Source organism: Dasania sp. GY-MA-18, from assembly GCF_024734385.1.
Classification (GTDB): Bacteria; Pseudomonadota; Gammaproteobacteria; order Pseudomonadales; family Dasaniaceae; genus Dasania; species Dasania phycosphaerae.
This window is the reverse complement of the sequence record NZ_JANHAP010000021.1, coordinates 1-25,519: the sequence shown is the minus strand read 5'-3', so window position 1 is coordinate 25,519 and position 25,519 is coordinate 1. Positions and strand designations below refer to the sequence as shown.

General features: G+C 48.8%; 21 protein-coding genes and 2 tRNA genes. 21 read left to right on the top strand and 2 right to left on the bottom strand.

Annotation, left to right across the window (positions count from 1 at the left end):
• Nucleotides 1-7: 7 nt before the first annotated feature.
• The 4 genes from NO559_RS16945 (at nt 8) to NO559_RS16930 (ending at nt 5,391) form a co-directional block, all read left to right on the top strand.
• The gene (locus NO559_RS16945; protein WP_258333065.1) at nt 8-193 is read left to right on the top strand and encodes a Trm112 family protein; all 186 of its coding nucleotides are present in this window, start codon (nt 8-10) and stop codon (nt 191-193) included.
• Nucleotides 194-282: 89 nt separating this feature from the next.
• Nucleotides 283-1,125 (top strand): response regulator transcription factor, encoded by an 843-nt coding sequence (locus NO559_RS16940; RefSeq protein ID WP_258333064.1) that lies wholly within the window; start codon nt 283-285, stop codon nt 1,123-1,125.
• Between the two features lie 153 nt (nt 1,126-1,278).
• Entirely contained in the window at nt 1,279-2,964 is a 1,686-nt protein-coding gene (locus tag NO559_RS16935; protein ID WP_258333063.1) for an amidohydrolase, read from the top strand.
• 102 nt (nt 2,965-3,066) lie between these two features.
• The gene (locus NO559_RS16930; protein WP_258333062.1) at nt 3,067-5,391 is read left to right on the top strand and encodes a TonB-dependent receptor; all 2,325 of its coding nucleotides are present in this window, start codon (nt 3,067-3,069) and stop codon (nt 5,389-5,391) included.
• A 139-nt stretch (nt 5,392-5,530) separates the two neighbouring features.
• On the opposite strand, the gene paaK is transcribed toward NO559_RS16930, so the two are convergent.
• On the bottom strand, nt 5,531-6,844 hold the full coding sequence (paaK, locus tag NO559_RS16925) for a phenylacetate--CoA ligase PaaK (protein ID WP_258333061.1): 1,314 nt from the start codon (nt 6,842-6,844) through the stop codon (nt 5,531-5,533).
• A 399-nt stretch (nt 6,845-7,243) separates the two neighbouring features.
• On the opposite strand from paaK, the gene paaZ reads away from it, so the two are divergent.
• Both paaZ and NO559_RS16915 read left to right on the top strand, forming a co-directional pair.
• On the top strand, nt 7,244-9,289 hold the full coding sequence (paaZ, locus tag NO559_RS16920; RefSeq protein WP_258333060.1) for a phenylacetic acid degradation bifunctional protein PaaZ: 2,046 nt from the start codon (nt 7,244-7,246) through the stop codon (nt 9,287-9,289).
• Between the two features lie 92 nt (nt 9,290-9,381).
• Complete coding sequence (locus NO559_RS16915; protein WP_258333059.1) at nt 9,382-9,696, top strand: EthD family reductase; 315 nt, start codon at nt 9,382-9,384, stop codon at nt 9,694-9,696.
• A 22-nt stretch (nt 9,697-9,718) separates the two neighbouring features.
• Here NO559_RS16915 and paaY read toward each other — a convergent pair whose 3' ends face one another.
• Complete coding sequence (gene paaY / locus NO559_RS16910) at nt 9,719-10,315, bottom strand: phenylacetic acid degradation protein PaaY (protein ID WP_258333058.1); 597 nt, start codon at nt 10,313-10,315, stop codon at nt 9,719-9,721.
• A gap of 203 nt (nt 10,316-10,518) precedes the next feature.
• Here paaY and paaF point away from each other — a divergent pair, with 203 nt between their 5' ends.
• The 15 genes from paaF to NO559_RS16835 all read left to right on the top strand — a co-directional run bounded on the left by paaF (nt 10,519) and on the right by NO559_RS16835 (nt 25,346).
• Complete coding sequence (gene paaF / locus NO559_RS16905) at nt 10,519-11,301, top strand: 2,3-dehydroadipyl-CoA hydratase PaaF (protein WP_258333057.1); 783 nt, start codon at nt 10,519-10,521, stop codon at nt 11,299-11,301.
• Between the two features lie 4 nt (nt 11,302-11,305).
• Nucleotides 11,306-12,097 carry a 2-(1,2-epoxy-1,2-dihydrophenyl)acetyl-CoA isomerase PaaG gene (gene paaG, locus NO559_RS16900; RefSeq protein WP_258333056.1) on the top strand — a complete coding sequence of 264 codons (792 nt, stop codon included), beginning with the start codon at nt 11,306-11,308 and terminating at the stop codon, nt 12,095-12,097.
• A 56-nt stretch (nt 12,098-12,153) separates the two neighbouring features.
• Nucleotides 12,154-13,704 carry a 3-hydroxyacyl-CoA dehydrogenase PaaH gene (gene paaH / locus NO559_RS16895; protein WP_258333055.1) on the top strand — a complete coding sequence of 517 codons (1,551 nt, stop codon included), beginning with the start codon at nt 12,154-12,156 and terminating at the stop codon, nt 13,702-13,704.
• 20 nt (nt 13,705-13,724) lie between these two features.
• Nucleotides 13,725-14,174, top strand: coding sequence for a hydroxyphenylacetyl-CoA thioesterase PaaI (paaI, locus tag NO559_RS16890; RefSeq protein ID WP_258333054.1), 450 nt, complete (start codon nt 13,725-13,727; stop codon nt 14,172-14,174).
• A gap of 41 nt (nt 14,175-14,215) precedes the next feature.
• A complete protein-coding gene (gene pcaF / locus NO559_RS16885) occupies nt 14,216-15,421 on the top strand; it encodes a 3-oxoadipyl-CoA thiolase (protein WP_258333069.1) in 1,206 nt (401 codons plus the stop codon).
• Between the two features lie 332 nt (nt 15,422-15,753).
• On the top strand, nt 15,754-16,722 hold the full coding sequence (gene paaA / locus NO559_RS16880) for a 1,2-phenylacetyl-CoA epoxidase subunit PaaA (RefSeq protein WP_258333053.1): 969 nt from the start codon (nt 15,754-15,756) through the stop codon (nt 16,720-16,722).
• 33 nt (nt 16,723-16,755) lie between these two features.
• Complete coding sequence (gene paaB, locus NO559_RS16875) at nt 16,756-17,043, top strand: 1,2-phenylacetyl-CoA epoxidase subunit PaaB (protein ID WP_258333052.1); 288 nt, start codon at nt 16,756-16,758, stop codon at nt 17,041-17,043.
• Nucleotides 17,044-17,055: 12 nt separating this feature from the next.
• Nucleotides 17,056-17,838: a 1,2-phenylacetyl-CoA epoxidase subunit PaaC gene (paaC, locus tag NO559_RS16870; RefSeq protein WP_258333051.1), complete on the top strand. Its 783-nt coding sequence runs from the start codon at nt 17,056-17,058 to the stop codon at nt 17,836-17,838.
• Between the two features lie 4 nt (nt 17,839-17,842).
• Nucleotides 17,843-18,382 carry a 1,2-phenylacetyl-CoA epoxidase subunit PaaD gene (gene paaD, locus NO559_RS16865; protein WP_258333050.1) on the top strand — a complete coding sequence of 180 codons (540 nt, stop codon included), beginning with the start codon at nt 17,843-17,845 and terminating at the stop codon, nt 18,380-18,382.
• A 44-nt stretch (nt 18,383-18,426) separates the two neighbouring features.
• Nucleotides 18,427-19,548 carry a 1,2-phenylacetyl-CoA epoxidase subunit PaaE gene (paaE, locus tag NO559_RS16860; RefSeq protein ID WP_258333049.1) on the top strand — a complete coding sequence of 374 codons (1,122 nt, stop codon included), beginning with the start codon at nt 18,427-18,429 and terminating at the stop codon, nt 19,546-19,548.
• A 139-nt stretch (nt 19,549-19,687) separates the two neighbouring features.
• The gene (gene paaX / locus NO559_RS16855) at nt 19,688-20,608 is read left to right on the top strand and encodes a phenylacetic acid degradation operon negative regulatory protein PaaX (protein ID WP_258333048.1); all 921 of its coding nucleotides are present in this window, start codon (nt 19,688-19,690) and stop codon (nt 20,606-20,608) included.
• Nucleotides 20,609-20,816: 208 nt separating this feature from the next.
• Nucleotides 20,817-23,441, top strand: coding sequence for an alanine--tRNA ligase (alaS, locus tag NO559_RS16850; protein WP_258333047.1), 2,625 nt, complete (start codon nt 20,817-20,819; stop codon nt 23,439-23,441).
• Nucleotides 23,442-23,575: 134 nt separating this feature from the next.
• A complete protein-coding gene (locus NO559_RS16845; protein WP_258333046.1) occupies nt 23,576-24,805 on the top strand; it encodes an aspartate kinase in 1,230 nt (409 codons plus the stop codon).
• Nucleotides 24,806-24,946: 141 nt separating this feature from the next.
• Nucleotides 24,947-25,036, top strand: a tRNA-Ser gene (locus NO559_RS16840).
• Between the two features lie 233 nt (nt 25,037-25,269).
• Nucleotides 25,270-25,346 (top strand) — tRNA-Arg (locus tag NO559_RS16835).
• Nucleotides 25,347-25,519: the final 173 nt, after the last annotated feature.

The window sequence follows — 25,519 nt, the reverse complement described above, 5'->3', positions numbered from 1 at the left end:
GTAAAAAATGATCGATAAAAAATTATTAAGTATTTTGGTTTGCCCTGTCACTAAAGCGCCGGTTGAATACGATAAAGAGAAAAACGAATTGATTTGCCGTGCCAGCGGCCTGGCTTACCCTGTGCGTGATGGCATACCGGTGATGTTAGAAAGTGAAGCCCGCGAGCTTAGTGTTGACGAAAAATTAAAATAAGAACCATAAGCTTGTTATGAGATAGACCCTTTGGTCTATATTGAGGTGTACGTTGTTACGTTACCCTTTTATATATTTAGGTTACTCTCATGCCTCAAAATTTGCTCGATAATGCACTACTCGTCGATAGCTTTTGCGCTTTAATGCAAAGTGAAAGCCCCGAGCAGCCAGCCAATATTATTAATTTTATTAAGCGTTTTGTTGATTTTGAATTAAGTGCTGTGTTTCTTTATTCAAAGTCGCATAGGCCGCAGCTGCTTTTTGATTCTTTAGGTACGCAGCGAGATATGGAGAGCGATTTAAAAATTTATATGGCAGGCGCCTATTTGTTGGACCCGCTGTATTATGCTGCGGTAGAGCAAGAGGAAAAATGGGGGGTCAATATTTTAGATGATGTGGCGCCAGATAATTTTTACGACACTGAAATTTATAAAACCTACTATCGTGAAACCGATATTATCGATATGGTAGATATTACCTATCGCTGTGATGCAGATAGGGTTATTGATCTTTCCTTCTCACGCTGCAAACCTTCTAGGCGTTTTTCTCAAAAAGACCTTAAGGCGTTGAAAATATTAGAGCCGTTGCTGGAGGTATTGCTGACCAAGCTTTCCAATCAGCTGACGGTAGATGAATCCCCGCCCCTGCATAAAGCTTTACATTCAGCCATGGAAAATTTTGGCAGCTCACTATTAACGGTCAGGGAGCGAGAAGTCGTGCGTTTGATTTTGGGGGGCCACTCCTTAAAATCAGCTGCGGAGCGCTTATCGCTGTCAGAATCTACCCTGAAACAACACCGGTGGCATATTTATAATAAATTGGATATTAGTTCCCAGTCGGAGCTGTTTTCTTTATTTATTGATGCTTTGTCGAATTATAAAGATAATGCCGAAGATCCCTTGGCGTCATACCATAAGGCGCCGACTGCCTGAGCATTTTTTAAGTGCTCATAAGTCTGGGCTAATGCCTGTTAGCCGTTACATAGTATTTTTTAGGTTCCTCTCCTTTCTTATATAAACCCTTTGTTCTATTCATCTTCTAAGCTTAATAGCCATAGAATGGCTACATAGTAATTAGGAGTGAAGATGATTATTCGTAATATAGTTGTATGGTTGGCTTTGGCATTAAGTCTGCACGCGCAAGCTGGTCAGCGTGTTGCTTTGGTCAACGGTGAAATTTACACCGCCAATGATAAGCAGCTCTGGGTTGAAGCTTTAGTATACGAAAATGAAAAAATTATCTATGTGGGTGATGCAAAATCAGCGCAAAATTTTATTACGCCTACAACGCAAGTGCATGATTTAAAGGGTAAATTAGTCACCCCGGGCATGCATGATCTGCACATGCATGCTGAGACTGCCTCGGTATTTGTGCACTCCTGTAATTTATATGCCTTGCGCAGCAAGCAAGCCATTATTGCCAAGCTGAAAGAATGTGTGCAGCAATACCCCGATAGCCCTTGGCTGCGCGGTGAGGGCTGGGTTTCTTATGATGAAGATCAAGTTGTTTACAAAGAAGACTTAGATAAGGTGCTGCCCGACAGGCCTATGTGGCTAATGGCTATGGATGGGCACAGTGCCTTGGTTAACAGCAAAGCCTTAGCTTTAAGCGGTATTAGCGCGAACACCCCAGACCCAGTGGCGGGCACTATCCATAAAAATGCTAAAGGCGAGCCTTCCGGCTTGTTGGTAGAGTCGGCGATGTGGATACCCGAAGTATTAATGCCTAGGGTAAGCCTGGGCGATCAAGTAAAAAGCTTGGAAAAGGCCATGCAGCTGGCAAATCAATATGGTGTTACCAGTATTGTTGAGGCTTGGGAAACACCCAGCCTCGATGTTGCTTGGTTGCAGTTAAAAGATGAAGGTAGGTTGACTACCCGCGTTAACTTGGCGCTGTTAGTGGAGGAAGATTGGGATGAAAATATTGAATTGCTAAAACAGCGGCGAGCTGCTTTGGATTTCTATCCCATGTTAAAAGCCAACCAAATTAAATTATTAACTGATGGCATCGTTGAAATTAAAACAGCGGCCGTTAAAGAGCCTTACTTAGGCACTGAAAATGACAAAGGCATGTTTTACTTCACCCAGCAGCAGCTCAATAAATGGGTGCCAATGTTAGAGGGTGAGGGTTTTCAAATTCACGCCCATACCATAGGTGACCGCGCTATGGCCAATGTATTAACTGCTTTAGAACATTCGCGGGTAGTGAATAAGCGTGGCAATAATAAGCCTATGTTTATTCATAACTACATGGTAGATAAAAACGATATACCTCGCTTAAAAGCGGCTAACGCCAGTGCCAATTTCAGTATGCTATGGCGTCAGTACGATATTGCTACTGAGTCCTATAAACCGTTTATCAGCCAGGAAAACTTTGAACGTATTATGCCTATGGCAGAGCTGCATGAAGCTGGGGTGTTGGTGACTGGTGGCAGTGATTTTTATGTCAGTCAAATTGATCCACTGGCGGCAATCACTGCAGCAATTACCGGTAAAGCCGTACCCTATTACCGTAGCTGGCCCTATCAGCCTGATAGCCAGCCAGTTATGCCGGGTAAAAAACCAGACCTAGATACCATGATGAAGGCCTACACTATTTTTGCAGCTCAAGCGCAAGGTATGGAAGATATTACTGGGTCGTTAGAAAAAGGTAAGCGAGCAGATTTGGTGGTATTTGATAAAAACTTCTTTAAAGACGCGCCGGAAAAAATTTACGGCACACAGGTGCTCGCTACAGTGCTAGATGGCAGCATTGTTTATGGCGGTTTTTGATTGCTTTTAACATACCGATAAAGTCAGAAGTTTAATGTAGTAACCGGCTAATGAGATCAGCTTATTGGCCATCTAACAATAACGAAAAGTTCAGGGGATATTATGAAAATTAAATTATTAACGCGGTGTATAGCCACTGCGGGGGTTTCGTCAGCCTTAATTTTACCAACCGTTAATGCGGCCGTGCTTGAGGAAGTGATGGTAACGGCACAAAAGCGCGCGCAATCAGTAAATGATGTGGGTGTTTCTGCCAATGCTTTTGCGGGTGACGCTTTAAAAGAATTAGGTGTAGACCAAGCCTCAGACTTGGGTGCGTTTACGCCAGGTCTGGTAACGGTAAATGCCACCTCTGGCAGCACCCCTATTTTTGCTATACGCGGCATAGGCCTAGATGACTTTAACTCCAATAACTCCAGTGGTGTAGGCGTTTATACCGATGAAGTGTTTGCCAGCAGCCCGGTGTATTTATCCGGCCAGATTTTTGATATAGAGCGCGTGGAAGTATTAAAAGGACCGCAGGGTACTTTATACGGTAAAAATACCACCGGTGGTGCAATTAACTTTATCACCAACAAGCCCAGTGACGAATTAGAGGGCGATATAGAAGTAGGTTACGGTAGCCATGATACTGTTGAGCTAACCGGTGTTATCTCTGGCCCGTTAACAGAGGGCGTGCGCGGACGTTTGTCGGCTAACTATGTAAAGGGTGATGGTTGGCAAGAAGATAAAGTCACCGGTGAAGAGTTTGGCGAGCAGGATCGTAAAGCGATACGCGGCCAGTTGGCGTTTGATATAGGCGACAATGGTGATGCTTTATTACGTGCCTACTACAGCGAAGATCAATCTAAACCCAGTTCACCTCATGGTGAAAAAACGGCTGAGATTTTAGGTTTGCCCGGCTTTGATTCCTTAGATTCACCCACCAAAGCCAAGTATGTTGCTGTGGGTAGCCGTGATGTACAGCGTGATGAAGAGGGCTCGGGTGTAGCGTTTACCTTTAACTACAGCTTTGAGGCCTTTGATTTTGTATCTATCAGTTCTTTCGATCAATACGATCGTTTATTGGTGGATAACTACGACGGTACCGCCGCGGCTTCTATGGATACCTTGTTTGATGGTGAGTTCGAACAGTGGTCACAGGAGTTTCGTTTAGTTGGCAATAGTGATGGTGGTTTTAGCTGGATTACTGGCGTCAATGTCTCTGCTGAAAAAGTTGAAGACAACAATCAGTTTGATACCTCAATATTTGTGACGGACGCGGTTTATTACGGCAGCTTTGATAGCACGGTATACGATAGTGATATAGATGTACTGGACTCCAAATATACCCAAGAGACCGATTCATGGGGTGTGTATGTGCATACTGAAACGGAGCTAACTGATAGCGTAAGTTTAATCGCCGGTGCGCGTTACTCCTATGACGATAGATCGTTTGAGGGTAATGCTACCGAGATATTTTTTGGCACTGTTTACCCCGTTATTGATAACTTTAAAGCTTCTGAAGATGAAAGCGCTGTAACGGGTAAATTAGGTTTAGATTGGCAAGCCAGTGATGACCTTTTGGTGTTTACCAATGTGGCAACTAGTTATAAAGGTGGTGTTTACTACAGTGCCGGTGTGCTCGATAGCGATGCCTGGGGTTATGTCGATCCTGAAGAAATACTCTCTTATGAGCTGGGTTTTAAATGGTCGCTGCTGGAAGGCAGTATGCAGTTGAATGGCTCCATGTTTAAGATGGAATACCAGGATAGGCAATCACTAGTAACCTATATAGCCGATGACTTCAGCAACTATGTGGCGGCCTATGGCACTATTGATGCGACCTTAGTTAATGTGCCCGAATCAGAAACACAAGGTTTTGAGTTGGATGTAAACTGGTTGCCCACCGATGAGCTAAGTGTACAGTTGGGCGTTGCTTATTTAGATACTGAAATTACCAAAGCGCCAACTACAGCTGACTTGCGCGGTATTAATGCCGATCCCACAGTAAATGCCCATGCTACCGGTGATAGCGATTTTAGTGGTGTTATTGATGGCAGTGAAGTGGCTTTTGTTGATGCCTTAGCGGGCCCTACCGAAACTGGTACGGCATTGGCGCAAGCGCCGGAGTGGAGTTATAACGCGACAGTAGCTTATGAAACCCCCGTGGCTAACGACTTAGTGCTGCGTTTGCAAACCAGCTATAGCTGGGTTGATAGCCAGTTTTCACAGCTAAGTGACCCCAATGCTGAGTATGATGCTACTAAGGCGCTTAATACGCAGTTGTCCTTGGGTCATGTGGACGGTGATTGGCTAGTGACTCTATGGGGTCGCAACATCACTAATGAGCAGTCCGAAACCTATGCCTTTACCGGTACTGCCGCCCGCACTGTGTATAAGCAGCAACCGGCGACTTATGGTGTTAGCTTTAACTACCGCTTTTGGTAAGCGGCTTTAGCTATAGGGATCGTTTTCCTCGCTCGTCATGGTATGGCATTTAGTCTCCTAAATCTGGCTCTGCCATGATGACCTTTAGCGGTAGGCTTTGTGCTGTGCTGCAATGGCCGCAAGCAATTGCGGCCTTTTTTTATCGCTTATCAATGACCCGCTTAGCTTTGCCCTCAGAGCGTGGCAGTGCTTCGGGTGGCAGTATTTTAATTTTAGTAGAAACACCCACCATGGTTTTAATGCGCTGTTGCAGCTCTTTGGCAGCGGTGGCACTGTCTTGTTCGTTAAGCAGTTGTTGGGATTCTACATCGACCTGCATAGTATCGAGATTACCTTCGCGGCTAACTTCTAGTACATAGTGCGGAGAAAGATTGGCGACGGTAAGAATTTGCTCTTCGATTTGGGTGGGGAATACATTCACCCCGCGAATAATTAGCATGTCGTCACTGCGGCCGGTAATTTTATCCATGCGGCGCATGGTGCGAGCCGTGCCGGGTAATAGCCGAGTCAGGTCGCGGGTGCGGTAGCGAATAATGGGCAGGGCCTCTTTGGTGAGGCTGGTAAATACCAGCTCGCCTTCTTCGCCGTCGGGTAGCACTTCGCCGGTTTCCGGGTCTATGATTTCCGGGTAAAAATGATCTTCCCAAATGGTGGGGCCGTCTTTAGTTTCTAAGCACTCCATAGCCACGCCGGGGCCCATCACTTCAGAAAGGCCGTAAATATCCAGGGCGTCTATGCCTAAGCGCTGCTCCAGGTTTTCGCGCATGGAGCCGGTCCAGGGCTCGGCTCCAAATATACCTACACGCAGGTTCAGTTGCTTAGGGTCTAGGCCTTGGCGCTCCATTTCATCCGCCAGGTTAAGCATATAAGAGGGCGTGACCATGATGATGTCAGGGTTAAAATCTTTAATCAGCTGTACTTGTTTTTCGGTTTGCCCGCCCGACATGGGTATTACTGTGCAGCCCAAACGCTCAGCACCGTAGTGCGCCCCTAAGCCGCCGGTAAACAGTCCGTAGCCATAGGCCACATGCACCATGTCTTTGCTGCGGCCGCCAGCCGCGCGTATAGAGCGGGCAACCACATCGGCCCAGGTATCAATATCGTTTTGGGTGTAGCCCACCACCGTGGGTTTGCCGGTGGTGCCGCTGGAGGCGTGAATTCTAACTATGTCCTCCATAGGCGTGGCAAACATACCAAAGGGGTAGTTATCGCGCAGATCACTTTTGGTGGTAAAGGGGAATTTGGCCAAGTCGCTAAGGCTTTCTAAGTCACGGGGGTGTACACCCGCTTCGTCAAATTGTGCTTTATAGAAAGGCGAGTTGTTATAGGCATGCTCTAAGGTTTTACGCATACGTTGCAATTGTAGGCTGCGCAGTTCCTCTAGGCTGGCCTTTTCTATGGCCTCCAGCTGGTTGTAGTCTGTTTGGCGGTTGTCGGTTTGTGCGCGGCTCATACATTGCCCTCTATAATTAACTATTATGCTTAAACACAGTATTGGCCATTAAGGGGTTTTTTGCCGCCCTCTTTTTGCTTTGACCCTAGCTGTGCTGGCTGTGCTTATTAGCTGTATTACGGCTATTGTGATTCGTTTGTGACATGTCTGTGCCTATATTTTGAATCTTTATAGCGTTTGTTGTGTGTTCATGCAGTGTTGTTATTGTTGCAATAAAGTCTGCTAACTAACTGATACTTAGTAAGTAATTGTTTTTTGCGGCTTGCTTGTGGCATGCCGTAGCCAGCAGATCCAAAAAAATATAACACAAAAAATCTCTTTAAAGTAATAATTTTGTGTCATATACTTTTGCGCATTGTAGCGAATAGTGAAAGTATCATTAAGCGAGGTTATACCCACATGAAATTGCAGAGTTATATAGCGGGCCAGTGGCTAGAGGGCCAAGGCCAGGGCGTAGAGGTGTTAAACGCGGTTAATGGCGAGTTGGTTGCCGAGGTGAGCAGCGCGGGTATCGATTTTAAGGCGGCGCTAGAGTACGGCCGCAATAAGGGTGGGGCAGCCCTGCGTGCGATGACCTTTCACGAGCGGGCTAACAAGCTAAAGGCTTTGGCCCAGCACTTAATGGCCAAAAAAGAGGAGTTTTACCGCGTCTCTGCCTGGACCGGTGCAACCCGCGCTGATAGCTGGGTGGATATAGAAGGCGGCTTGGGCACAGTGTTTACCTATGCCAGCTTGGCTAGGCGCGAATTTGCCAACGAGACTTTTTTAGTTGAAGGCCCAGCCGAACGCTTATCAAAAAACGGTACTTTTATAGGTCGCCATATACTGGTACCCAAAGAAGGGGTGTCGGTACATATTAATGCCTTTAATTTCCCCTGTTGGGGTATGTTGGAAAAAATCGCCCCCAGCCTGATTGCCGGTGTGCCGGTTATTGTTAAACCGGCCACCGTCTCCAGTTACCTAACGCAGGTGATGGTTAAAGAGATAATCGATTCGGGTATATTGCCTGACGGTGCTATACAGCTTATTTGCGGTAATACCGGCGACTTATTAGACCACCTTAACGAGCAAGATGTAGTGACCTTTACCGGTTCAGCCAGCACTGGCCGCATGTTAAAAACCCATCCCAATATTGTGGCCAACTCCATCCCCTTTACCATGGAAGCCGACTCACTAAACTGCAGCATCTTAGGTGCCGGGGTAGAGCCGGGTACGCCAGAGTTTGATTTATATATTAAAGGCGTAGCCGCAGAGATGACGGTTAAAGCCGGGCAAAAATGTACTGCTATACGCCGCGCTATTATTCCTAGCAATCGGGTGGAAGCGGTATCAGAGGCTTTGCAGGCACGCTTAAACAAAGCGACTTTAGGTGACCCAGCAGTGGAAGGTGTGCGCATGGGGCCCTTGGTGGGGCGCTCACAAATGAAAGATGTGTGGGATAAAGTTGCACAGTTAAAACAATCTTGCGAATTGGTTTATGGCGGCACTGATGACTTTACCGTGCAAGGTGGCGATAAAGACAAGGGCGCGTATTTCCCCGCTACTTTATTGTATTGCGATAAGCCCTTAAGCACCGAAACACCCCATGCGGTAGAGGCCTTTGGGCCGGTGTCTACGCTTATGCCCTACGACAGTATAGAGGATGCGATAACCTTGGCTAAGCTGGGGCGCGGCAGTTTAGCCGCTTCTATAGTCACCGCCGACGATGCCGAGGCGACTAAGCTGGTGTTAGGTACGGCGGCTTATCACGGCCGTATCTTGGTGCTTAATCAAGATTGCGCCAAAGAGTCTACCGGCCATGGCTCGCCCTTGCCGCAGTTAGTACACGGCGGCCCCGGCCGCGCCGGTGGCGGTGAAGAGCTGGGCGGTGCCCGTGCCGTTAAACACTATATGCAGCGCACCGCTATTCAAGGCAGCCCCACTACCTTAACAGCAGTGACTAAAGAGTTTAACCCCGGCTCTAAACAAATCACCAGCGATGTGCATCCTTTCCGCCGTTATTTTGAAGAGCTGCAAATTGGTGAAACCTTAATTACCCACAGACGCACCCTAACCGAAGCCGACGTGGTGAATTTTGGTTGCGTATCTGGCGATCACTTCTATGCCCACTTTGATGAGGTAGCCGCTAAAGATTCCTTCTTTGGTAAGCGCGTGGCGCATGGCTATTTAGTGCTGTCAGCAGCGGCCGGTATGTTTGTAGACCCAGCCCCCGGCCCGGTTATTGCCAACTATGGTTTAGAAAACCTGCGCTTTATAGAGCCGGTGGCCATAGGCGACACCATACAGGCGCGGCTAACCTGTAAGCAAAAAATCAAAAAAGACCGACGCCCCGATGAAGATAGAGCTACCGGTGTGGTGGAGTGGGATATAGAAGTCATTAACCAGCGGGATGAAACCGTAGCGGTATACAGCATTATGACGCTGGTAGAGCGCCGCGAAGAGTAAGCCATAGCGTGTTATTACACGTTCTTTGCCGCGAGCATGCTCGCGGTTTTTTTATGGCTTAATAGAATGAAATAAAACAGTGAGAGGTTTATATGTATTGCTTAACCGTTAGTTACCCTAAATCAGAACAAGCGCGGTTTGATTTTGATTACTATCAAAACTCACACTTGGCCTTGGTAAAAGAAAAGTTCGGCCCTTTAGGCCTGCAGGATATTATCGTAAAACAAAATATAGGTGTTAAGCCTGGCGATGACAGTCAGTATTTTGCCAGTGTCGATATAGTGTTTGATAGCCAGGACAGTATGAAAGCGGCCTTGGCCGCTGCGGGTAAAGACATTAATGCAGATATAGTTAACTATACCGATGTGCAGGCGCAATACAGTTTTGCGGATTTTGCACGGCTTTAAGCATTTTTCGTAATTGATTTTATTACTTACTTTTATACAGCGGCTGTACTGACTCAGCACTAATACGAGGCCTGTTCGGCTCAACTGCGCTTAGCGGCTGCACTTGTTTCATGCTTTGCTGGCTGCGCAGGGCGAGTTGCTGGTATTCGGCAGTGCCTTGGGTTTTCCAGGCGATTTCTTTATCGCTAACCTGGCGCAGAATTTTTGCCGGGCTGCCCACCAGCATGCTGCGCTCGGGGCATAGAAACTGCGCTTTTACAAAAGAGCAGGCGGCGACTATGCATTCTTCGCCTATAACAGCACCATCCATAATGACGGAGTTCATTCCCACTAAGCTGTTGCGGCCTATGCGGCAGCCATGTAATACCGCGCCGTGGCCTATATGGCCGTTCTCTTCAATAATGGTGTCGGTGCCGGGAAACCCGTGCATAACGCAGGTGTCTTGCAGGTTGGCACCGCGCTCTAAAATTAAGCGGCCAAAGTCGCCGCGCAACACGGCGTTGGGGCCTACATAGCACTGCGGCCCTACGATCACGTCCCCTATTAACACGGCGCTGGGGTGTACGTAGGCGCTGGGGTCTACTACGGGGATGATGCCGTCAATGCTGTATATCTGCATATTGTTCTCTTTTGAGTTTGCTGTGGGGTGGCTTAGCCAAAGGCGCTATCTAGGGCTATAACTAATTGCTAGCTGTAATTTTAGTATACGTTTATATGAAACTAGTATTATGATACATAAATAATTTATGTATGTTAATCTTTGTATCTTGTTGTGTTAGTCTGCTATAAAGGACGAGTTCCACAAACGACATAGTGAAAGCCATGACCCAATCTTATGAAAATATTGTTTTAGATAAGCCCGTTGCTGCCGTGCAGCTTATCCGCCTTAACCGCCCGCAGGCACATAATGCGCTAACCTCAGCGCTGTTACTGGAGCTGGCAGCAGCCTTAGAGGAAATAGCCCGCGACGATGCTATAGCCGCAGTCGTGCTGACTGGTGGCGACAAGGTATTTGCCGCCGGTGCTGATTTAAAAGAAATGGCCGCGCTGGATATGGTGGGGGTGCTTAACGATGAGCGCCCCGCAATTTGGCGGCGCATATACCAATTCCCCAAACCTTTAATCGCAGCGGTTAACGGTTTTGCCTTAGGCGGTGGCTGCGAGCTGGCCATGCATGCCGACATTATTATTGCCGGTGATAACGCACAGTTTGGTCAGCCAGAAATTAATTTAGGCATGATACCCGGTGCTGGTGGCACCCAGCGCTTGATACGAGCTGTGGGCAAATCCCTAGCGATGAAAATGGTATTAGCGGGCGAATTTATCAATGCGCAAGAGGCCTTGCGTGCAGGCTTAGTGGCGGAGGTTAGCGTGCCCGAAATGACCATAGAGCGCGCCATGAAATTAGCGCAAAGCATCGCGCAAAAACCCGCGCTAGCCGTTAAACAAGCCAAAGAAGTTTTATTAAAAGCCTTTGAAACCGATTTAGAAGCGGGCCTGCAGTACGAGCGCAAAGCGTTTACCGTGCTAGCCGGTACAGAAGATCGCAACGAAGGCATAAACGCTTTTTTGGAAAAGCGTAAACCTAAATACACAGGACGCTAAGCCCATGAGTTATAACACCATAGAATTTACCGTAGACAGCGGCGTAGCGCTGCTAACTCTCAACCGCCCTGAAAAATTCAACAGCTTTAATACCGAAATGCATCAAGAACTGCGTGAGGTTTTAAAAGAGGTGCGCAGCAATGATGCAATACGCTGCCTATTAATCACGGGTAAAGGCCGTGCTTTTTGTGCCGGTCAGGACTTGGGTGACCGCAGCGTAGCCGCCGGTGATGAGCTGCCGGACTTAGGTGAATCGGTAGAGAAAAACTACAACCCGCTAATACGCGCCATTACCGCCTTAGAGTTGCCGGTGATCTGTGCGGTGAATGGTGTGGCCGCCGGGGCGGGCTCTAGTTTAGCCTTGGCCGCCGATATCGTTTTGGCTGCGCGTTCTGCCAGTTTTATCCAATCGTTTTGCAAAATTGGGGTGATACCCGACTCCGGTAGTACTTGGGCATTGCCCCGTTTAGTGGGCATGGCCAGAGCCAAAGGCCTGGCTTTATTAGGCGATAAGCTACCCGCCGAACAGGCCGAAGCCTGGGGCTTAATTTGGCAGTGTGTGGATGATGAAGAGTTAGCGGAAACCAGTTTGGCCATGGCCAAGCAAATCGCAACACAACCCACTAAGGGCTTGTCGTTAATTAAGCGCGCTTTAAAAGCCTCCACCGCCAACTCTTTAGATGAGCAACTAGAGCTGGAAAAAGACTATATGCGCATAGCTGGCCGCACCGAAGATTACCGCGAAGGGGTAGCTGCTTTTATGGAAAAGCGTCCCGCCGTATTTAAAGGCCGCTAAATATTAGTGCCTGCAGTAAAGCGCGTGTTGTTTAAAAATATTAAGAGGTTGAGCTTATGGGCGCATTGCCTACAAATACAGTAATCGCTGTTATCGGTGCTGGCACTATGGGGGCGGGCATTGCGCAAGTCGCTGCCAAGGCTGGGCATTCGGTGTTGCTATACGATGCCGTTGCCGGTGCTGCCCAGCAGGGCATAGAGCGCACCGCAGCAGGCCTGCAAAAGCTGGTGCAGCGCAATAAAATTAGCAGTGCCGATTGCGAGGCCTTGCTGTCGCGAATGCAGCCCTGCGATGCTATAGAAGATTTAGCCCCCGCCAAATTGGTAATAGAGGCCATAGTGGAGCGACTAGAAGTAAAACAGCAGCTGTTTTCACAATTAGAAAATATTTGCAGTGCCGATACGATTTTTGCCAGTAACACCTCTTCGATTTCAATCACCGCTATAGGTGCAGCGTTATCGCGGCCACAGCATTTATTGGGCATGCATTTTTTTAACCCCGCACCCGTCATGAAATTGGTAGAGGTGATTAGCGGTGTGGCCACCGATGCCGGTATTGCGCAACAGCTGTTTGATACGGCTGCGGCTTGGGGTAAAAAACCGGTACTGGCGAGATCCACCCCCGGCTTTATTGTTAATCGCGTGGCGCGGCCTTTTTATGCCGAGGCCTTGCGGGTGTTAGAAGAGGGTGGTGCAGATGTTGCTACCATCGATGCCATAGTGCGTGAAAGTGGCGGCTTTCGCATGGGGCCTTTCGAGCTGATGGACTTAATCGGTCACGATGTCAATTATGCCGTGACTAACTCCGTATTCGATGCCTATTTTCAAGACCCGCGTTTTAAACCTTCGCTGCTACAGCAAGAGTTAGTTAACGCCGGTTACTTAGGCCGCAAAAGCGGCCGTGGTTTTTATCACTATGGCGACACGGCCGAGCAATCGGCATCTCAGCCACAAACAGCTAGTGCGCAACCCGCCCCCACAGCTATACGCTATCGCGGTGATTTAGGCGTGGCCAAAACACTATTGGCGCAAGCCGAAAAGGCGGGTATAGCGGTTAGTAGTGCTGGCCACTATCACTCCCCGGGTATAGAAATCGACGGCGTACGCTTGGCCTTAAGCGATGGCCGCACTGCTACCCAATGCAGTGCCGAAGATAATCACGCCGAGCTAGTGTTGTTTGATTTGGCGCTAGATTATGAGCAGGCCCAACGCATAGCGCTGACTAAGTCGGATCAATGTAGCGAGCAGGGTTTGAATAAGGCCATAGGTTTTTTTCAGGCCTTAGGTAAATCGGTTTCAGTTATCGACGACGTGCCCGGCATGGTGCTAATGCGTACGGTTTGTATGCTGGCCAATGAGGGGGCAGACGCGGTGAACCAACAGGTTTGTGATGCTGCCGCAGTAGATTTGGCCATGCAGGCCGGGGTGAATTACCCCCGTGGCCCCTTAGCTTGGGCAGAGGATATAGGCTTAGCTTGGGTGGTTGATAGCTTGGACAATATAGCAGCAATTTATGGTGAAGATCGCTATCGCGTTTCGCCCTTGCTATGCCGCAAAGTCTATAGCAGCAGTCGTTTTTTTAGCGATCAGCCAAATGATAATGAGTGAATTAAACAGGTGGGTAGCTTATGAGTAGCAGTGATTTATCACCACAGGAATTAGCCCAGGCCTGCGCCGATAGCATGTATAAGGTAGACAGTGCCAGCCAGGCATTAGGCATGAAAATAGTCAGTGTAGGGCCAGGTCGCGCAGAGTTAACCATGAAAATACGCGATGACATGCTTAATGGTCACGGCTCTTGCCACGGCGGTTTTATTTTTGCCTTGGCAGATTCCACCTTTGCCTTTGCCTGCAATAGTCGCAATGTTAGCACTGTAGCGCAGGGCGTGAGCATAGAGTATGTGCGGCCGGGGGTGGCTGGCCAGCTGCTAACAGCGGTGGCCGAAGAGAAAAACCTAGCCGGCCGTACCGGCTTATACGATGTTACTGTGAGTAATGAGCAGGGCGAGCATATCGCCTATTTTCGCGGTAAGTCCTATCGCATTAGAGGCACGGTGTTGCCAGAACTGGATCAATAAATAGAGTCAAAGGCGGAGCAAGAGTAATGAGTGATATTAAAATCAAAGAGGCGTTTATTTGTGATGCCATACGCACGCCTATAGGTCGCTATGGGGGGGCATTGTCGTCAGTGCGCGCCGATGATTTGGGAGCGGTGCCGCTTAAAGCTCTGCAAGAGCGCAACCCCAAGGTTAACTGGCAAGCGGTAGACGATATTATTTATGGCTGTGCCAATCAGGCGGGTGAAGATAACCGCAACGTTGCCCGCATGAGTGCTTTGCTGGCGGGCCTGCCTATAGAAGTACCGGGCACCACGGTAAATAGATTATGCGGCAGCGGTATGGACGCGGTAGGTTTAGCGGCGCGCTCGATTAAGGCCGGTGAAACAGAATTGATGATAGCGGGCGGGGTGGAGTCTATGTCGCGCGCCCCCTTGGTCATGCCCAAGGCCGATGCGGCATTTAGTCGCCAGGCGGAAATTTACGACACCACTATAGGCTGGCGTTTTGTTAATAAATTATTGCAGGCTCAATACGGTATAGACTCCATGCCTGAGACGGCTGAAAACGTGGCGGCCGATTTTGCCATCTCCCGCGCCGACCAAGATGCCTTTGCTTTTAATAGCCAGCAGCGCACTGCTGCTGCGCAGGCCAACGGCATTTTGGCGCAAGAAATTGTGCCGGTGACTATTCCCCAGCGCAAGGGCGAGCCTTTATTAGTGGATACGGATGAGCACCCTCGTGCCGAAACTACCTTAGCCGCCCTGGCTAAACTGCGCGCGCCTTTTCGCGAAAATGGTTCGGTTACGGCCGGTAATGCTTCAGGTGTTAACGATGGCGCTTGCGCCTTGTTACTGGCTTCTGAGCAGGCAGCCAAGCAATATGGTTTGACCCCCAAAGCCAGAGTAGTGGCTATGGCTACCGCCGGGGTAGCGCCGCGTATTATGGGCATGGGCCCAGCACCCGCCGCGCGTAAGGTCTTGGCAAAGGCAGGTCTGAGTCTGGCCGATATGGATGTGATAGAACTCAATGAAGCTTTTGCGGCGCAAGGTTTGGCGGTGATACGAGAGCTGGGCTTGCCCGACGATGCCGCCCATGTAAACCCCAATGGCGGTGCCATTGCCTTGGGGCATCCGCTGGGTATGAGCGGTGCGCGGCTGGTGACTACTGCCATGTATCAGTTGCACCGGATTCAGGGCCGCTATGCCCTATGTACCATGTGTATAGGTGTGGGCCAGGGTATAGCCATTATTATTGAACGCGTGTAGGGCGTTTCTAGTATTAGCCATTAAGTCAGCGCGCTTATATAGCCATGGCTTAATGGTTTAGTTTTTTAGCGTTAACTCTTCTATGTTCGCTGCGCAGTGTGCGGCGATATTTCTCTATTGTTTTTCTAAGCTAAGGCTATGAGGGCTGGCAAGCCAAGAGGCTAATAAATTAACTTAACGTGATACATTTTTATTGAATTAACTCAAATTTTGCGTATCATAAAGATATTGCTGCTGCCACGAGGTAGTGGGGCTGTGTTGCAAGGCTACAATCAGGCCGCTGGGCAGAATAAAAGCCGTGTTGATATGGGCATAAGTGAGGATGGTGAGAGATGAGCACAGAAGATCAAATCGAAGACATTAATGCGCTAGAGCAAAAGTTTCAGGCGCGCATAGATGCAGAGCAAAAAATCGAACCCAAAGATTGGATGCCAGATGCCTACCGCAAAAACCTGATACGGCAAATTTCCCAGCATGCTCACTCAGAAGTTATAGGCATGCAGCCCGAAGGCAATTGGATTACCCGTGCGCCCTCACTGCGCCGCAAAGCGGTGTTACTGGCCAAAGTGCAAGATGAGGCTGGCCATGGTTTGTACTTATACAGCGCCACGGAAACCTTGGGCATCTCCCGCGCCGAGCTTATCGCTGCGCTGCAAGATGGCTCCGCTAAGTACGCCTCTATTTTTAACTACCCTACTCAAACCTGGGGTGATGTAGGTGCTATAGGCTGGCTGGTCGATGGTGCTGCTATTTGCAATCAGGTGTCTTTGCAGCGTACATCTTACGGCCCTTATGCCCGCGGCATGATACGTATTTGTAAAGAAGAGAGCTTTCACCAGCGTCAGGGTTATCAAATTATGATAGAGCTGGCGCACGGCACCCCTGAGCAAAAACAAATGGCCCAGGATTCACTCAACCGTTTTTACTGGCCTTCGCTAATGATGTTTGGGCCGCATGATTCCGAATCTGCCCATTCTGCTCGCTCTATGCAGTGGAAAATTAAGCGTGAAACCAATGACGATTTACGGCAAAAATTTATCGACCAAACCGTGCCGCAAATCGAATACTTGGGCTTAGAACACCCCGATAAAGACTTAAAGTGGAACGAAGAGCGCGGCCATTACGACAGTGGCGAAATTGATTGGGAAGAATTCCAAAACGTGATCAACGGTAACGGCCACTGTAACCGCCAGCGCATACAACACCACGTAAAAGCCCATGAAGAGGGTGCCTGGGTGCGCGACGCACAAAACGCTTACGACCAAAAGCGCAGAGCGCGCAAGGCCAGCACTGCGGCCTAAGCTATCACGCTGCCAGCTTATAGGAGAACGATTATGTCATTAGAACATTTAGAGTTATTTGAAGTTTTTGTGCGCTCTGCTCGCGGTTTAGATCATAAACATGCCGGCAGCCTGCACGCTGCCGATCATGAGCAAGCCTTAGAGTATGCCCGCGATTGTTACACTCGCCGCAGCGAAGGGGTTAGTATTTGGGTGGTTAAATCTCGCGATATTTGCGCCTCGCAAGAAGATGATAGCGACAGCTTTTTTGACCCTTCCGACGATAAGCCCTACCGCCATGCCACGTATTTTCCACTGCCTAAAGAAGTGGGCAATATGTAAATGGGAGCTGTTATGAGTACCAGTCAATCTAGCGATCACGATAGCAAACAAGATCTGATCAACTATGTGTTACGCCTAGGCGATGATGCCTTAATACTGGGGCATAGATTATCTGAGTGGGTAAGCCGAGGCCCTTTTTTAGAAGAGGATATAGCCTTAGGCAATGTCGCCTTGGATTACATAGGTCGCTCACGTATGTGTTACAACTATGCCGCCGAGTTGAGTGGCGAGGGCAAAACAGAAGACGATTTTGCCTACTTGCGTGATGAGCGCCAGTTTCAAAACTTTTTAATTAACGAGCTGCCTCGCGGCGACTTTGCCTACACCATTGCACGGCAGTTATTTGTAGATGTTTTCAACAAGCATTACTTATCGGCGCTGTTGCAGTCTAAAGATCAAACCCTGGCAGCTATTGCGGCCAAAGGTATTAAAGAAACCCAGTACCATTTACGCCGCAGCCGCGAGTGGACTTTGCGTTTAGGTGACGGCACTGACGAAAGCCATCAGCGTATGCAAACGGCGATTGATGAGTTATGGGGGTACACCCATGAGATTTTTGAGCACGATGACATAGAGCAGCGTTTAATAGACGCCGGTATTGCCGTAGATGCCGCGGCTTTCCAAAAACAATGGTTGGCGGATGTTAGCGCCATATTGGCCGAGGCAACTTTAACCGTACCCGATGCCGAGTGGGCGGTGCGCGGCGGCCGCGAAGGCTATCACACGGAACACTTAAGCTTACTGCTGACTGAAATGCAGTTTGTGTACCGCGCCTATCCCAATGCCAAATGGTAGCGTGATGCAACAGATTCCAGTAATGCCCCACGAGCAATACCAGCGCCTGCAGTTGCGACGCAACTCACCCTGTGCTGAGTTGTGGGATTTGTTGGATGAGGTTAAAGACCCGGAAATTCCTGTGCTATCGCTATGGGATTTGGGGGTGTTGCGTGATGTTAGGCGCGAGGACGATACCGTGCAGGTAACTATCACGCCCACCTATTCCGGTTGCCCGGCTATGGATGTGATGCGTGAAGATATAGAAATTTTATTGCGTCAAAACGGCATAAAAAAGTTTACCGTAAAAACGGTGTTGGCACCGGCTTGGACTACCGATTGGATGACTGAAAAGGGCCGCGCGCAGTTGCGCGATTATGGCATAGCCGCACCTAATGATGTGCAATGTCAGTCAGGCAAAGAGACCCCAGAGGCAAACGTGCGTTGCCCGCATTGTGGCTCTAGCCATACTGATAGAGTAAGCGAGTTTGCCTCCACAGCCTGTAAGGCCTTGTTTCAATGTCGTGATTGCAGCGAACCCTTTGACTATTTTAAAAATATTTAAGCTTATTACTGAGCTAGCTCACTAGCCAAAATACAGGTGGAATAATGTTAAATACAGCGACAGATAAGAGGCCAGATAGCAACTTTTATCCTTTAACTATTGCCAATGTGCAGCCTGAAACGGATACGGCTATTTGTGTGAGTTTTACTGTGCCCGAGCAGCTGCGTGAAAAATTCACTTTTGTGCAGGGCCAGTTTTTAACACTAAAAGCGGTGATTAATGGTGAGGAAGTGCGCCGCTCCTATTCAATTTGTTCGGGGGTAAATGACGGTCACCTGCGAGTGGGTATTAAACGGGTTAGGGATGGTGTGTTTTCCAATTACGCTAACGATACTTTCAAGGTGGGCGATAGCGTAGAGGTAATGCCGCCACAGGGCAGCTTTGGCACGGCACTAAACCCCGATCAAAAAAAGAATTATATGTGCCTGGCGGTGGGTAGTGGTATTACTCCTATGTTATCGATAATTAAATCGCTATTGTCTATAGAGCCCGAGAGCCAGGTAACGTTAATTTATGGCAATCGCCGCAGTAATTCGGTGATGTTTAAAGAAGAGCTGAGCTTTGTTAAAAACCGATACTTAGATCGCTTTCAGTGGATCAATATTATGAGCCAGGAAGATCAGGGCTCAGAGTTGCTCAACGGCAGAATCGATAACAAAAAAGGTTATATGCTGCAAAAGCAAAAGCTTATCGATATTAATAACACCGATGAGGCCTTTATTTGCGGCCCCGAATCTATGATGTCGGAAGTGTCTAGAGGTTTTAGAATGGAAGGCCTAAAAGATACCCAAATTCATTATGAGCTATTTGCCAGCTCCTCAGAGGATTCAGAGGCACGCAGGGCTAAAGCACAACAACGTGTGCAAGACTACGGCGAAGAAAAAACCAGTAAAGTAACCGTGAAAGCAGATGGCCGTGCCATACAGTTCAATTTAGCAACTGTTGGCGAGAATATTCTCGATGCCGGCATGGATAATGGTATGGAGTTGCCTTATTCCTGCAAGGCAGGGGTGTGCTCTACTTGTAAATGTAAATTAGTGCAGGGTGAAGTGGATATGGATATAGCCCATGGGCTAGAGCCTCATGAAATTGAAGCTGGGTTTATATTAAGCTGTCAGGCTCATCCTATCTCTGAAGAAGTGGTGGTGGATTTTGATCAGCGCTGATTCTATGAGGGGTTGTTAAATCACTGAAGTAGGGCCGCAACCAGTTTGTGCTGTTTGCGGCTTTTTTGTGTTTGCCCTCACTACGGTGGCCCAGTAGAATCCTGCTCATCTAAGTAATGACACGGGAAGTGCATTAAGCATGGCTAAATTGAAGTGTGTTGAAAACCTACTGGCAGAATTTCAGCAGCAGCGCCCTATGCGTGGCGGCTCCTTAATCATCAGTATTTTTGGCGACTCTATTTCTCAGCATGGCGGTTCGGTGTGGCTGGGCAGCTTAATAGAGGCCCTAGAGCCCTTTGGTTTAAATCAGCGCCTAGTGCGCACCTCGGTCTATAGGTTGATACAAGAGAACTGGTTGGTCTCTACCCAGATAGGTAGGCGCAGCTATTACAGCTTTACCGAGTTTGGCTCGCGTCAGTATCAAAAAACCGCCAGGCGCATTTATTCTGCCAGTCGTCCGCAATGGGATGGCCAGTGGACCCTGGTGTTACCGGCCTATGTGGAAGAAGAGCGCGATGAATTGCGCAAAGAGCTGCGCTGGCTGGGCTACGGCGCTTTAGCCTCTGGCCTGCTGGCCAGGCCCGGTGCCGACAGGCGTTCACTGGATGAAACCCTGCTAGAACTGGGGGCCGTAGATAAAGTGGTGGTCATGAACGCCCACACCGAAGAGCTGGCCTCGCAAGGGGTGTTGAAGCAGCTTTCTAAAGCTTGTTGGAATTTAGAGGATTTAGAGGCGCGCTACAGTGATTTTTTGCGACGCTTTAGGCCGGTGTTGGCAGCTATAGCTAAGGCTAAATCTATAGATGCGGAGCAGTGCTTTCAATTGCGCACCCTGCTAATACACGAATACCGTCGTATTCTATTAAAAGATACTGATCTGCCCGATGAGCTGCTGCCCAGTGATTGGGCGGGTAAGGCCGCTTTAAACTTAGCGGCTAATATTTATAAGGCCACCCACCAGGGGGCGGAAACTTACCTGCTTAGCCACATGGAGACTGCCGAAGGTCAGCTGCCCAAAGCCGATGCCGGTTTCTATCAGCGCTTTGGTGGGCTTAAATAAGGGCTTACTGGCTGCGGCTAGTGCTTAGCCTCAGCTTAGCGGCTGTTAGGCTAGGCAATTAATTTCCGCAAACTAGCGCTAAGCTATCGGCCTTTGGCCTGCTTTTAGATATACTCCCAATCCTTAACAACCCGCTATTTGGCGGGTTTTCGCTCTTATTTTAGGGTTCACCACTGCAACGCGGCATTAAATAGGTAGATAGTTAAATATGAAAAGCTCAGACATACGGGAAGCATTTTTAAGTTACTTTGAGCAAAAAGGGCATGCCCGTGTGGCCAGCAGTTCATTAGTGCCGGGTAATGACCCCACCTTATTATTTACCAATGCCGGCATGGTGCAGTTTAAAGACTTGTTTTTAGGGCAGGAGCAGCGCGCCTACAGCCGTGCTACTAGCTCGCAGCGCTGTGTGCGTGCCGGTGGCAAACACAACGATTTAGAAAACGTAGGTTACACAGCCCGCCACCATACTTTTTTTGAAATGCTGGGTAACTTCAGCTTTGGCGATTACTTTAAAAAAGACGCCATTGCCTTTGCTTGGGAGTTTTTAACCTCTGAGCAATACCTCAATCTGCCCACCGACAAATTATTAGTCACCGTTTATGCCGATGATGACGAGGCCTATAATATTTGGCTAAACGACATGGGCCTACCCGCCGAAAAAATCATCCGCATAGGCGACAATAAAGGTGCCAAATATGCCTCGGATAATTTTTGGGCTATGGGCGATACCGGCCCCTGCGGCCCTTGTACAGAAATCTTCTATGACCACGGCGAAGAAATTTTTGGTGGCCCTCCGGGCAGCCCCGATGAAGACGGCGATCGCTTTATAGAAATTTGGAACAATGTATTTATGCAATACAACCGTTCCGAAGACGGCACTATGCATCCCCTACCCAAGCCCTCGGTGGATACCGGCATGGGCTTAGAGCGCATCTCTGCCATTATGCAGGGTGTGCACAGCAACTACGAAATAGACTTATTTCAAAGCTTATTAAATGCAGCGGCTAAGATTATTGGGGTTAAAGATACCACCGAGTCTTCACTGCGAGTAATTGCCGATCATATACGCTCATGCTCGTTTCTGATTTGTGACGGAGTGCTGCCCTCCAACGAAGGCCGTGGCTATGTGCTGCGCCGTATTATTCGCCGCGCCGTGCGCCACGGTAATAAGCTGGGTGCGAAAGATAACTTCTTCCATAAGCTGGTAGCGCCGTTAGCGCAGGAAATGGGCGATGCCTACCCCGAGTTGGTGAAGCTACAGGCGCAAATTGAAAAAGTGCTGCTCACTGAAGAAGAGCAATTCGCTAAAACGCTAGATCAAGGTATGCGCATATTAGAGCAGGATCTTGCAGGCCTTAGCGATAAACAAATCCCCGGTGAAATCTTATTTAAGCTCTATGACACCTATGGCTTCCCCGTAGATTTAACCGGCGATATTGCCCGCGAGCGTGGCTTGACTATAGATGAGGCCGGTTTTGAAGCGGCTATGGAAAACCAGCGGCAAATGGCTAGAGCCTCTAGCAATTTTAAAATGACCTTGGCCGAAGGTGTAGATATTAACGGCAGTACAGAGTTTACCGGCTACCAGCAGCTAGCTGATGACTGTGAGGTGGTGGCGTTATTAAAAGACGGTGAGTTAGTCGACAGCTTGGCTGAGGGCGAAACCGGGGCAGTGGTGTTGGCCAGCACGCCTTTTTATGGCGAGTCTGGCGGCCAAGTGGGTGATAGCGGCTTATTAACGGCTAGCGGCGTGCGCTTTGAGGTGGCAGATACCAGCAAAAACGGCGACAACCATTTACACCAAGGTGTGTTAGTGCAGGGCTCTATTAAAGTGGGTGATAACTTGGCTGCTACGGTAGACGCCGAAGTCCGTCATGCCACGGCACTCAACCACTCTGCGACTCACTTATTGCATGCCGCCTTACGCAATGTGTTAGGCGACCATGTGCAGCAAAAGGGCTCGCTGGTTGATGCTCAAAAACTGCGTTTTGATTTCTCCCATTTTGAAGCGGTGACTGCCGAACAGCTTAAAGCCATAGAGCAGCAGGTAAACGAGCAAATACGCCTAAACAGCGCGGTAGAAACCACCGAAACCGATATGGAAAACGCCGAAAAACTGGGCGCCATGATGTTGTTTGGTGAGAAATACGGCGACAGCGTGCGTGTGCTCAGCATGGGCCAGGGCTATTCAGTAGAGCTGTGTGGTGGCACTCATGTTAAGCGCACGGGTGATATAGGTTTAATACGTTTGGTGTCAGAGTCTGGCATCTCCGCTGGCGTGCGTCGTATAGAAGGCGTAACGGGTGCGAAAGCGCTGGCCCTGTTTGATGAAGCAGAGCGCTGCGTGGCCGAAGTGGCCGCCGTGGTGAAAGGCAGCCGCGACAATGTAGTCGACAAGGTACAGCAGCTATTAGAGAAGCAGCGCAAGCTAGAAAAAGAGCTGGTCTCGCTCAAGGCCAAAATGGCTTCGGCGGCGGGCAGCGACTTGGCCTCAGAGGCGCAAAACGTGAATGGCATTAAGGTTATCGCCAGTCAGTTAGACGGTGCCGACATGAAAACTCTGGACAATACCGTATCGCAGCTAACCGATAAGCTGGGTACCGCGGTGGTGTTGCTGGCCAGTGTAGATGGTGAGCGTATCAACTTGGCCTGCGGTGTGAGCAAGGATCTGCTAAAACAATATCGCGCCGGTGACTTGATGAAGCACTTTGCCCCCTTAGTGGGCGGCAAAGGCGGCGGTAAGCCTGAAAAAGCCAAGGGGGCAGGTAGCGATGTGGCCGCTTTGGCTACAGCCTTACCCGCCGTAGTGGCTTGGGTAGAAGCTGGGGCTTAGGTTTAAAAAAAGGGGGCAAAACCAGAGCTTGAGCCCCCTAGAATATTCCTTTATACCAGTGCCATTAAATTGTTTTATTTATGCGCAGTTTAGTGTTTAATTGCGTCCCTTTTTCTTAGGTGTGATGATTGACCATGAGCTTAATTGTTCAAAAATACGGTGGTACTTCAGTAGGGACCATCGAGCGTATAGAAGGCGTAGCCGATAAGGTTGCTGCATTTCGTGCCGAGGGCCACGATATAGTGGTGGCAGTATCTGCGATGAGCGGCGAAACTAACCGTTTAATCGGCTTGGCCAAAGAAATTCAGGATCAACCCACTCCCCGCGAGTTAGATGTGTTGGTCTCTACTGGCGAGCAAGTGACCATTGCCTTGTTATGTATGGCCTTAAATAAGCGCGGCGTGCCTGCCCGTTCATACACCGGCAGCCAGGTAAAAATTCTTACTGATGATGCGCATAATAAAGCGCGTATTAAGTCCATAGACGAAAAACATATACGTGCCGATTTAGAAGAGGGGCGTGTAGTTGTAGTGGCTGGTTTTCAGGGCGCTGACGAGCATGGCAATATCACTACCTTGGGCCGTGGCGGTTCCGACACTACCGCAGTAGCTTTAGCGGCAGCGCTAAAAGCCGATGAGTGCCAGATTTATACCGATGTGGACGGGGTTTACACCACCGACCCGCGGGTAGTCGACCGTGCCAGACGCATGGATAAAATCACCTTCGAAGAAATGTTAGAGATGGCGAGCCTGGGCTCAAAAGTTCTGCAAATTCGAGCCGTAGAATTCGCCGGTAAATACAACGTACCCTTGCGTGTGCTGCACAGCTCACAAGATGGCCCCGGCACATTGATATGTACAGATGAAGAGGTTGAAATGGAAAATCCTGCGATTTCAGGCATAGCCTTTACCCGTGACGAAGCCAAAATTATGGTTAAGGGTGTGCCCGACTCACCCGGTATAGCCTATAAAATCTTAGGGCCGGTGAGCGATGCCAATATAGAAGTAGATGTAATCGTACAAAACTTTGGTGATGATCAATCTACTGATTTGACCTTTACCGTGCATCGCAATGATTTTATTAAGGCCAAAACTATAGTCGAAGCCACGGCTAAAGAGTTGGGTGCAAGAGAAGTGCTAACCGATGACACCATCGCCAAAATTTCCTTGGTAGGTGTGGGCATGCGCAGCCATGCCGGTATCGCCAGCCGTATGTTTAAGGCCTTGGCAGATGTGAACATCAACATAGAAATGATCACCACCTCTGAAATTAAAATCTCAGTCATCGTGGATGAGAAGTTTTTAGAGTTGGGTGTACGCGCTTTGCACACTGCTTTCGACCTGGATGCACCAGCAGAGGCTTAATTGTGCTTTAAAGCCAGATTGGGCTTTGAATATGCGGCAGATATGGTATCATGCCGCCCTCAATCGCTAAGGGCTTATTTAAGCTGCTATGAGATTGATTTTTAGACAGTTTTTCTTTGATGAATTGTTTAAAGTTTACGCGGAGAAGTGGCCGAGTGGCTGAAGGCGTGCCCCTGCTAAGGGTATATATGGGAAACTGTATCGAGGGTTCGAATCCCTCCTTCTCCGCCATTTATTTAAAAACGCCCATCAAAGGTGGACGATTTTAAATAATCGGTAGAATGAGAGATTAGTTCGCAAACGGTTCGACCAGTTTAGCCTACGGCGAAACTGGAACAAGCCGCATAGCGGCGCAGCCCGAACGGGGTTTTAACAGGCGAAAGCTTGTTAAAATTAATCCCACCGGTTGATGTAATCGATTCTGCTAACCCACTGATATAAGGGTATAACTATATCAACTTTGCGCGCTCGTAGCTCAGCTGGATAGAGTACTCGGCTACGAACCGAGCGGTCGAAGGTTCGAATCCTTCCGAGCGCGCCATATTAAACAAAAAAGGCCTCCCAAATGGGAGGCCTTTTTTGTTTATATGTCCCGTCCTGAAATAGGTTTACACATTGAGGACCTATTAATGGACAACTCTACACCTAAACGCCGGAAGCGCACTCAGCGCGATTACAACTTGGGCTTTAAATTAGCCGTAGTCGAACAGATCG

Bases quoted from the DNA above. Each gene is read 5' to 3' on its own strand.
- paaI (WP_258333054.1), top strand. From the start codon at position 13,725: ATGAGTAGCAGTGATTTATCACCACAGGAATTAGCCCAGGCCTGCGCC.
- NO559_RS16930 (WP_258333062.1), top strand. From the start codon at position 3,067: ATGAAAATTAAATTATTAACGCGGTGTATAGCCACTGCGGGGGTTTCG.
- paaG (WP_258333056.1), top strand. From the start codon at position 11,306: ATGAGTTATAACACCATAGAATTTACCGTAGACAGCGGCGTAGCGCTG.
- paaK (WP_258333061.1), bottom strand. From the start codon at position 6,844: ATGAGCCGCGCACAAACCGACAACCGCCAAACAGACTACAACCAGCTG.
- paaA (WP_258333053.1), top strand. From the start codon at position 15,754: ATGAGCACAGAAGATCAAATCGAAGACATTAATGCGCTAGAGCAAAAG.
- alaS (WP_258333047.1), top strand. From the start codon at position 20,817: ATGAAAAGCTCAGACATACGGGAAGCATTTTTAAGTTACTTTGAGCAA.
- NO559_RS16945 (WP_258333065.1), top strand. From the start codon at position 8: ATGATCGATAAAAAATTATTAAGTATTTTGGTTTGCCCTGTCACTAAA.
- paaB (WP_258333052.1), top strand. From the start codon at position 16,756: ATGTCATTAGAACATTTAGAGTTATTTGAAGTTTTTGTGCGCTCTGCT.
- paaX (WP_258333048.1), top strand. From the start codon at position 19,688: ATGGCTAAATTGAAGTGTGTTGAAAACCTACTGGCAGAATTTCAGCAG.
- NO559_RS16940 (WP_258333064.1), top strand. From the start codon at position 283: ATGCCTCAAAATTTGCTCGATAATGCACTACTCGTCGATAGCTTTTGC.
- paaC (WP_258333051.1), top strand. From the start codon at position 17,056: ATGAGTACCAGTCAATCTAGCGATCACGATAGCAAACAAGATCTGATC.
- paaE (WP_258333049.1), top strand. From the start codon at position 18,427: ATGTTAAATACAGCGACAGATAAGAGGCCAGATAGCAACTTTTATCCT.
- paaZ (WP_258333060.1), top strand. From the start codon at position 7,244: ATGAAATTGCAGAGTTATATAGCGGGCCAGTGGCTAGAGGGCCAAGGC.
- NO559_RS16845 (WP_258333046.1), top strand. From the start codon at position 23,576: ATGAGCTTAATTGTTCAAAAATACGGTGGTACTTCAGTAGGGACCATC.
- paaH (WP_258333055.1), top strand. From the start codon at position 12,154: ATGGGCGCATTGCCTACAAATACAGTAATCGCTGTTATCGGTGCTGGC.
- paaF (WP_258333057.1), top strand. From the start codon at position 10,519: ATGACCCAATCTTATGAAAATATTGTTTTAGATAAGCCCGTTGCTGCC.
- paaY (WP_258333058.1), bottom strand. From the start codon at position 10,315: ATGCAGATATACAGCATTGACGGCATCATCCCCGTAGTAGACCCCAGC.
- NO559_RS16935 (WP_258333063.1), top strand. From the start codon at position 1,279: ATGATTATTCGTAATATAGTTGTATGGTTGGCTTTGGCATTAAGTCTG.
- paaD (WP_258333050.1), top strand. From the start codon at position 17,843: ATGCAACAGATTCCAGTAATGCCCCACGAGCAATACCAGCGCCTGCAG.
- NO559_RS16915 (WP_258333059.1), top strand. From the start codon at position 9,382: ATGTATTGCTTAACCGTTAGTTACCCTAAATCAGAACAAGCGCGGTTT.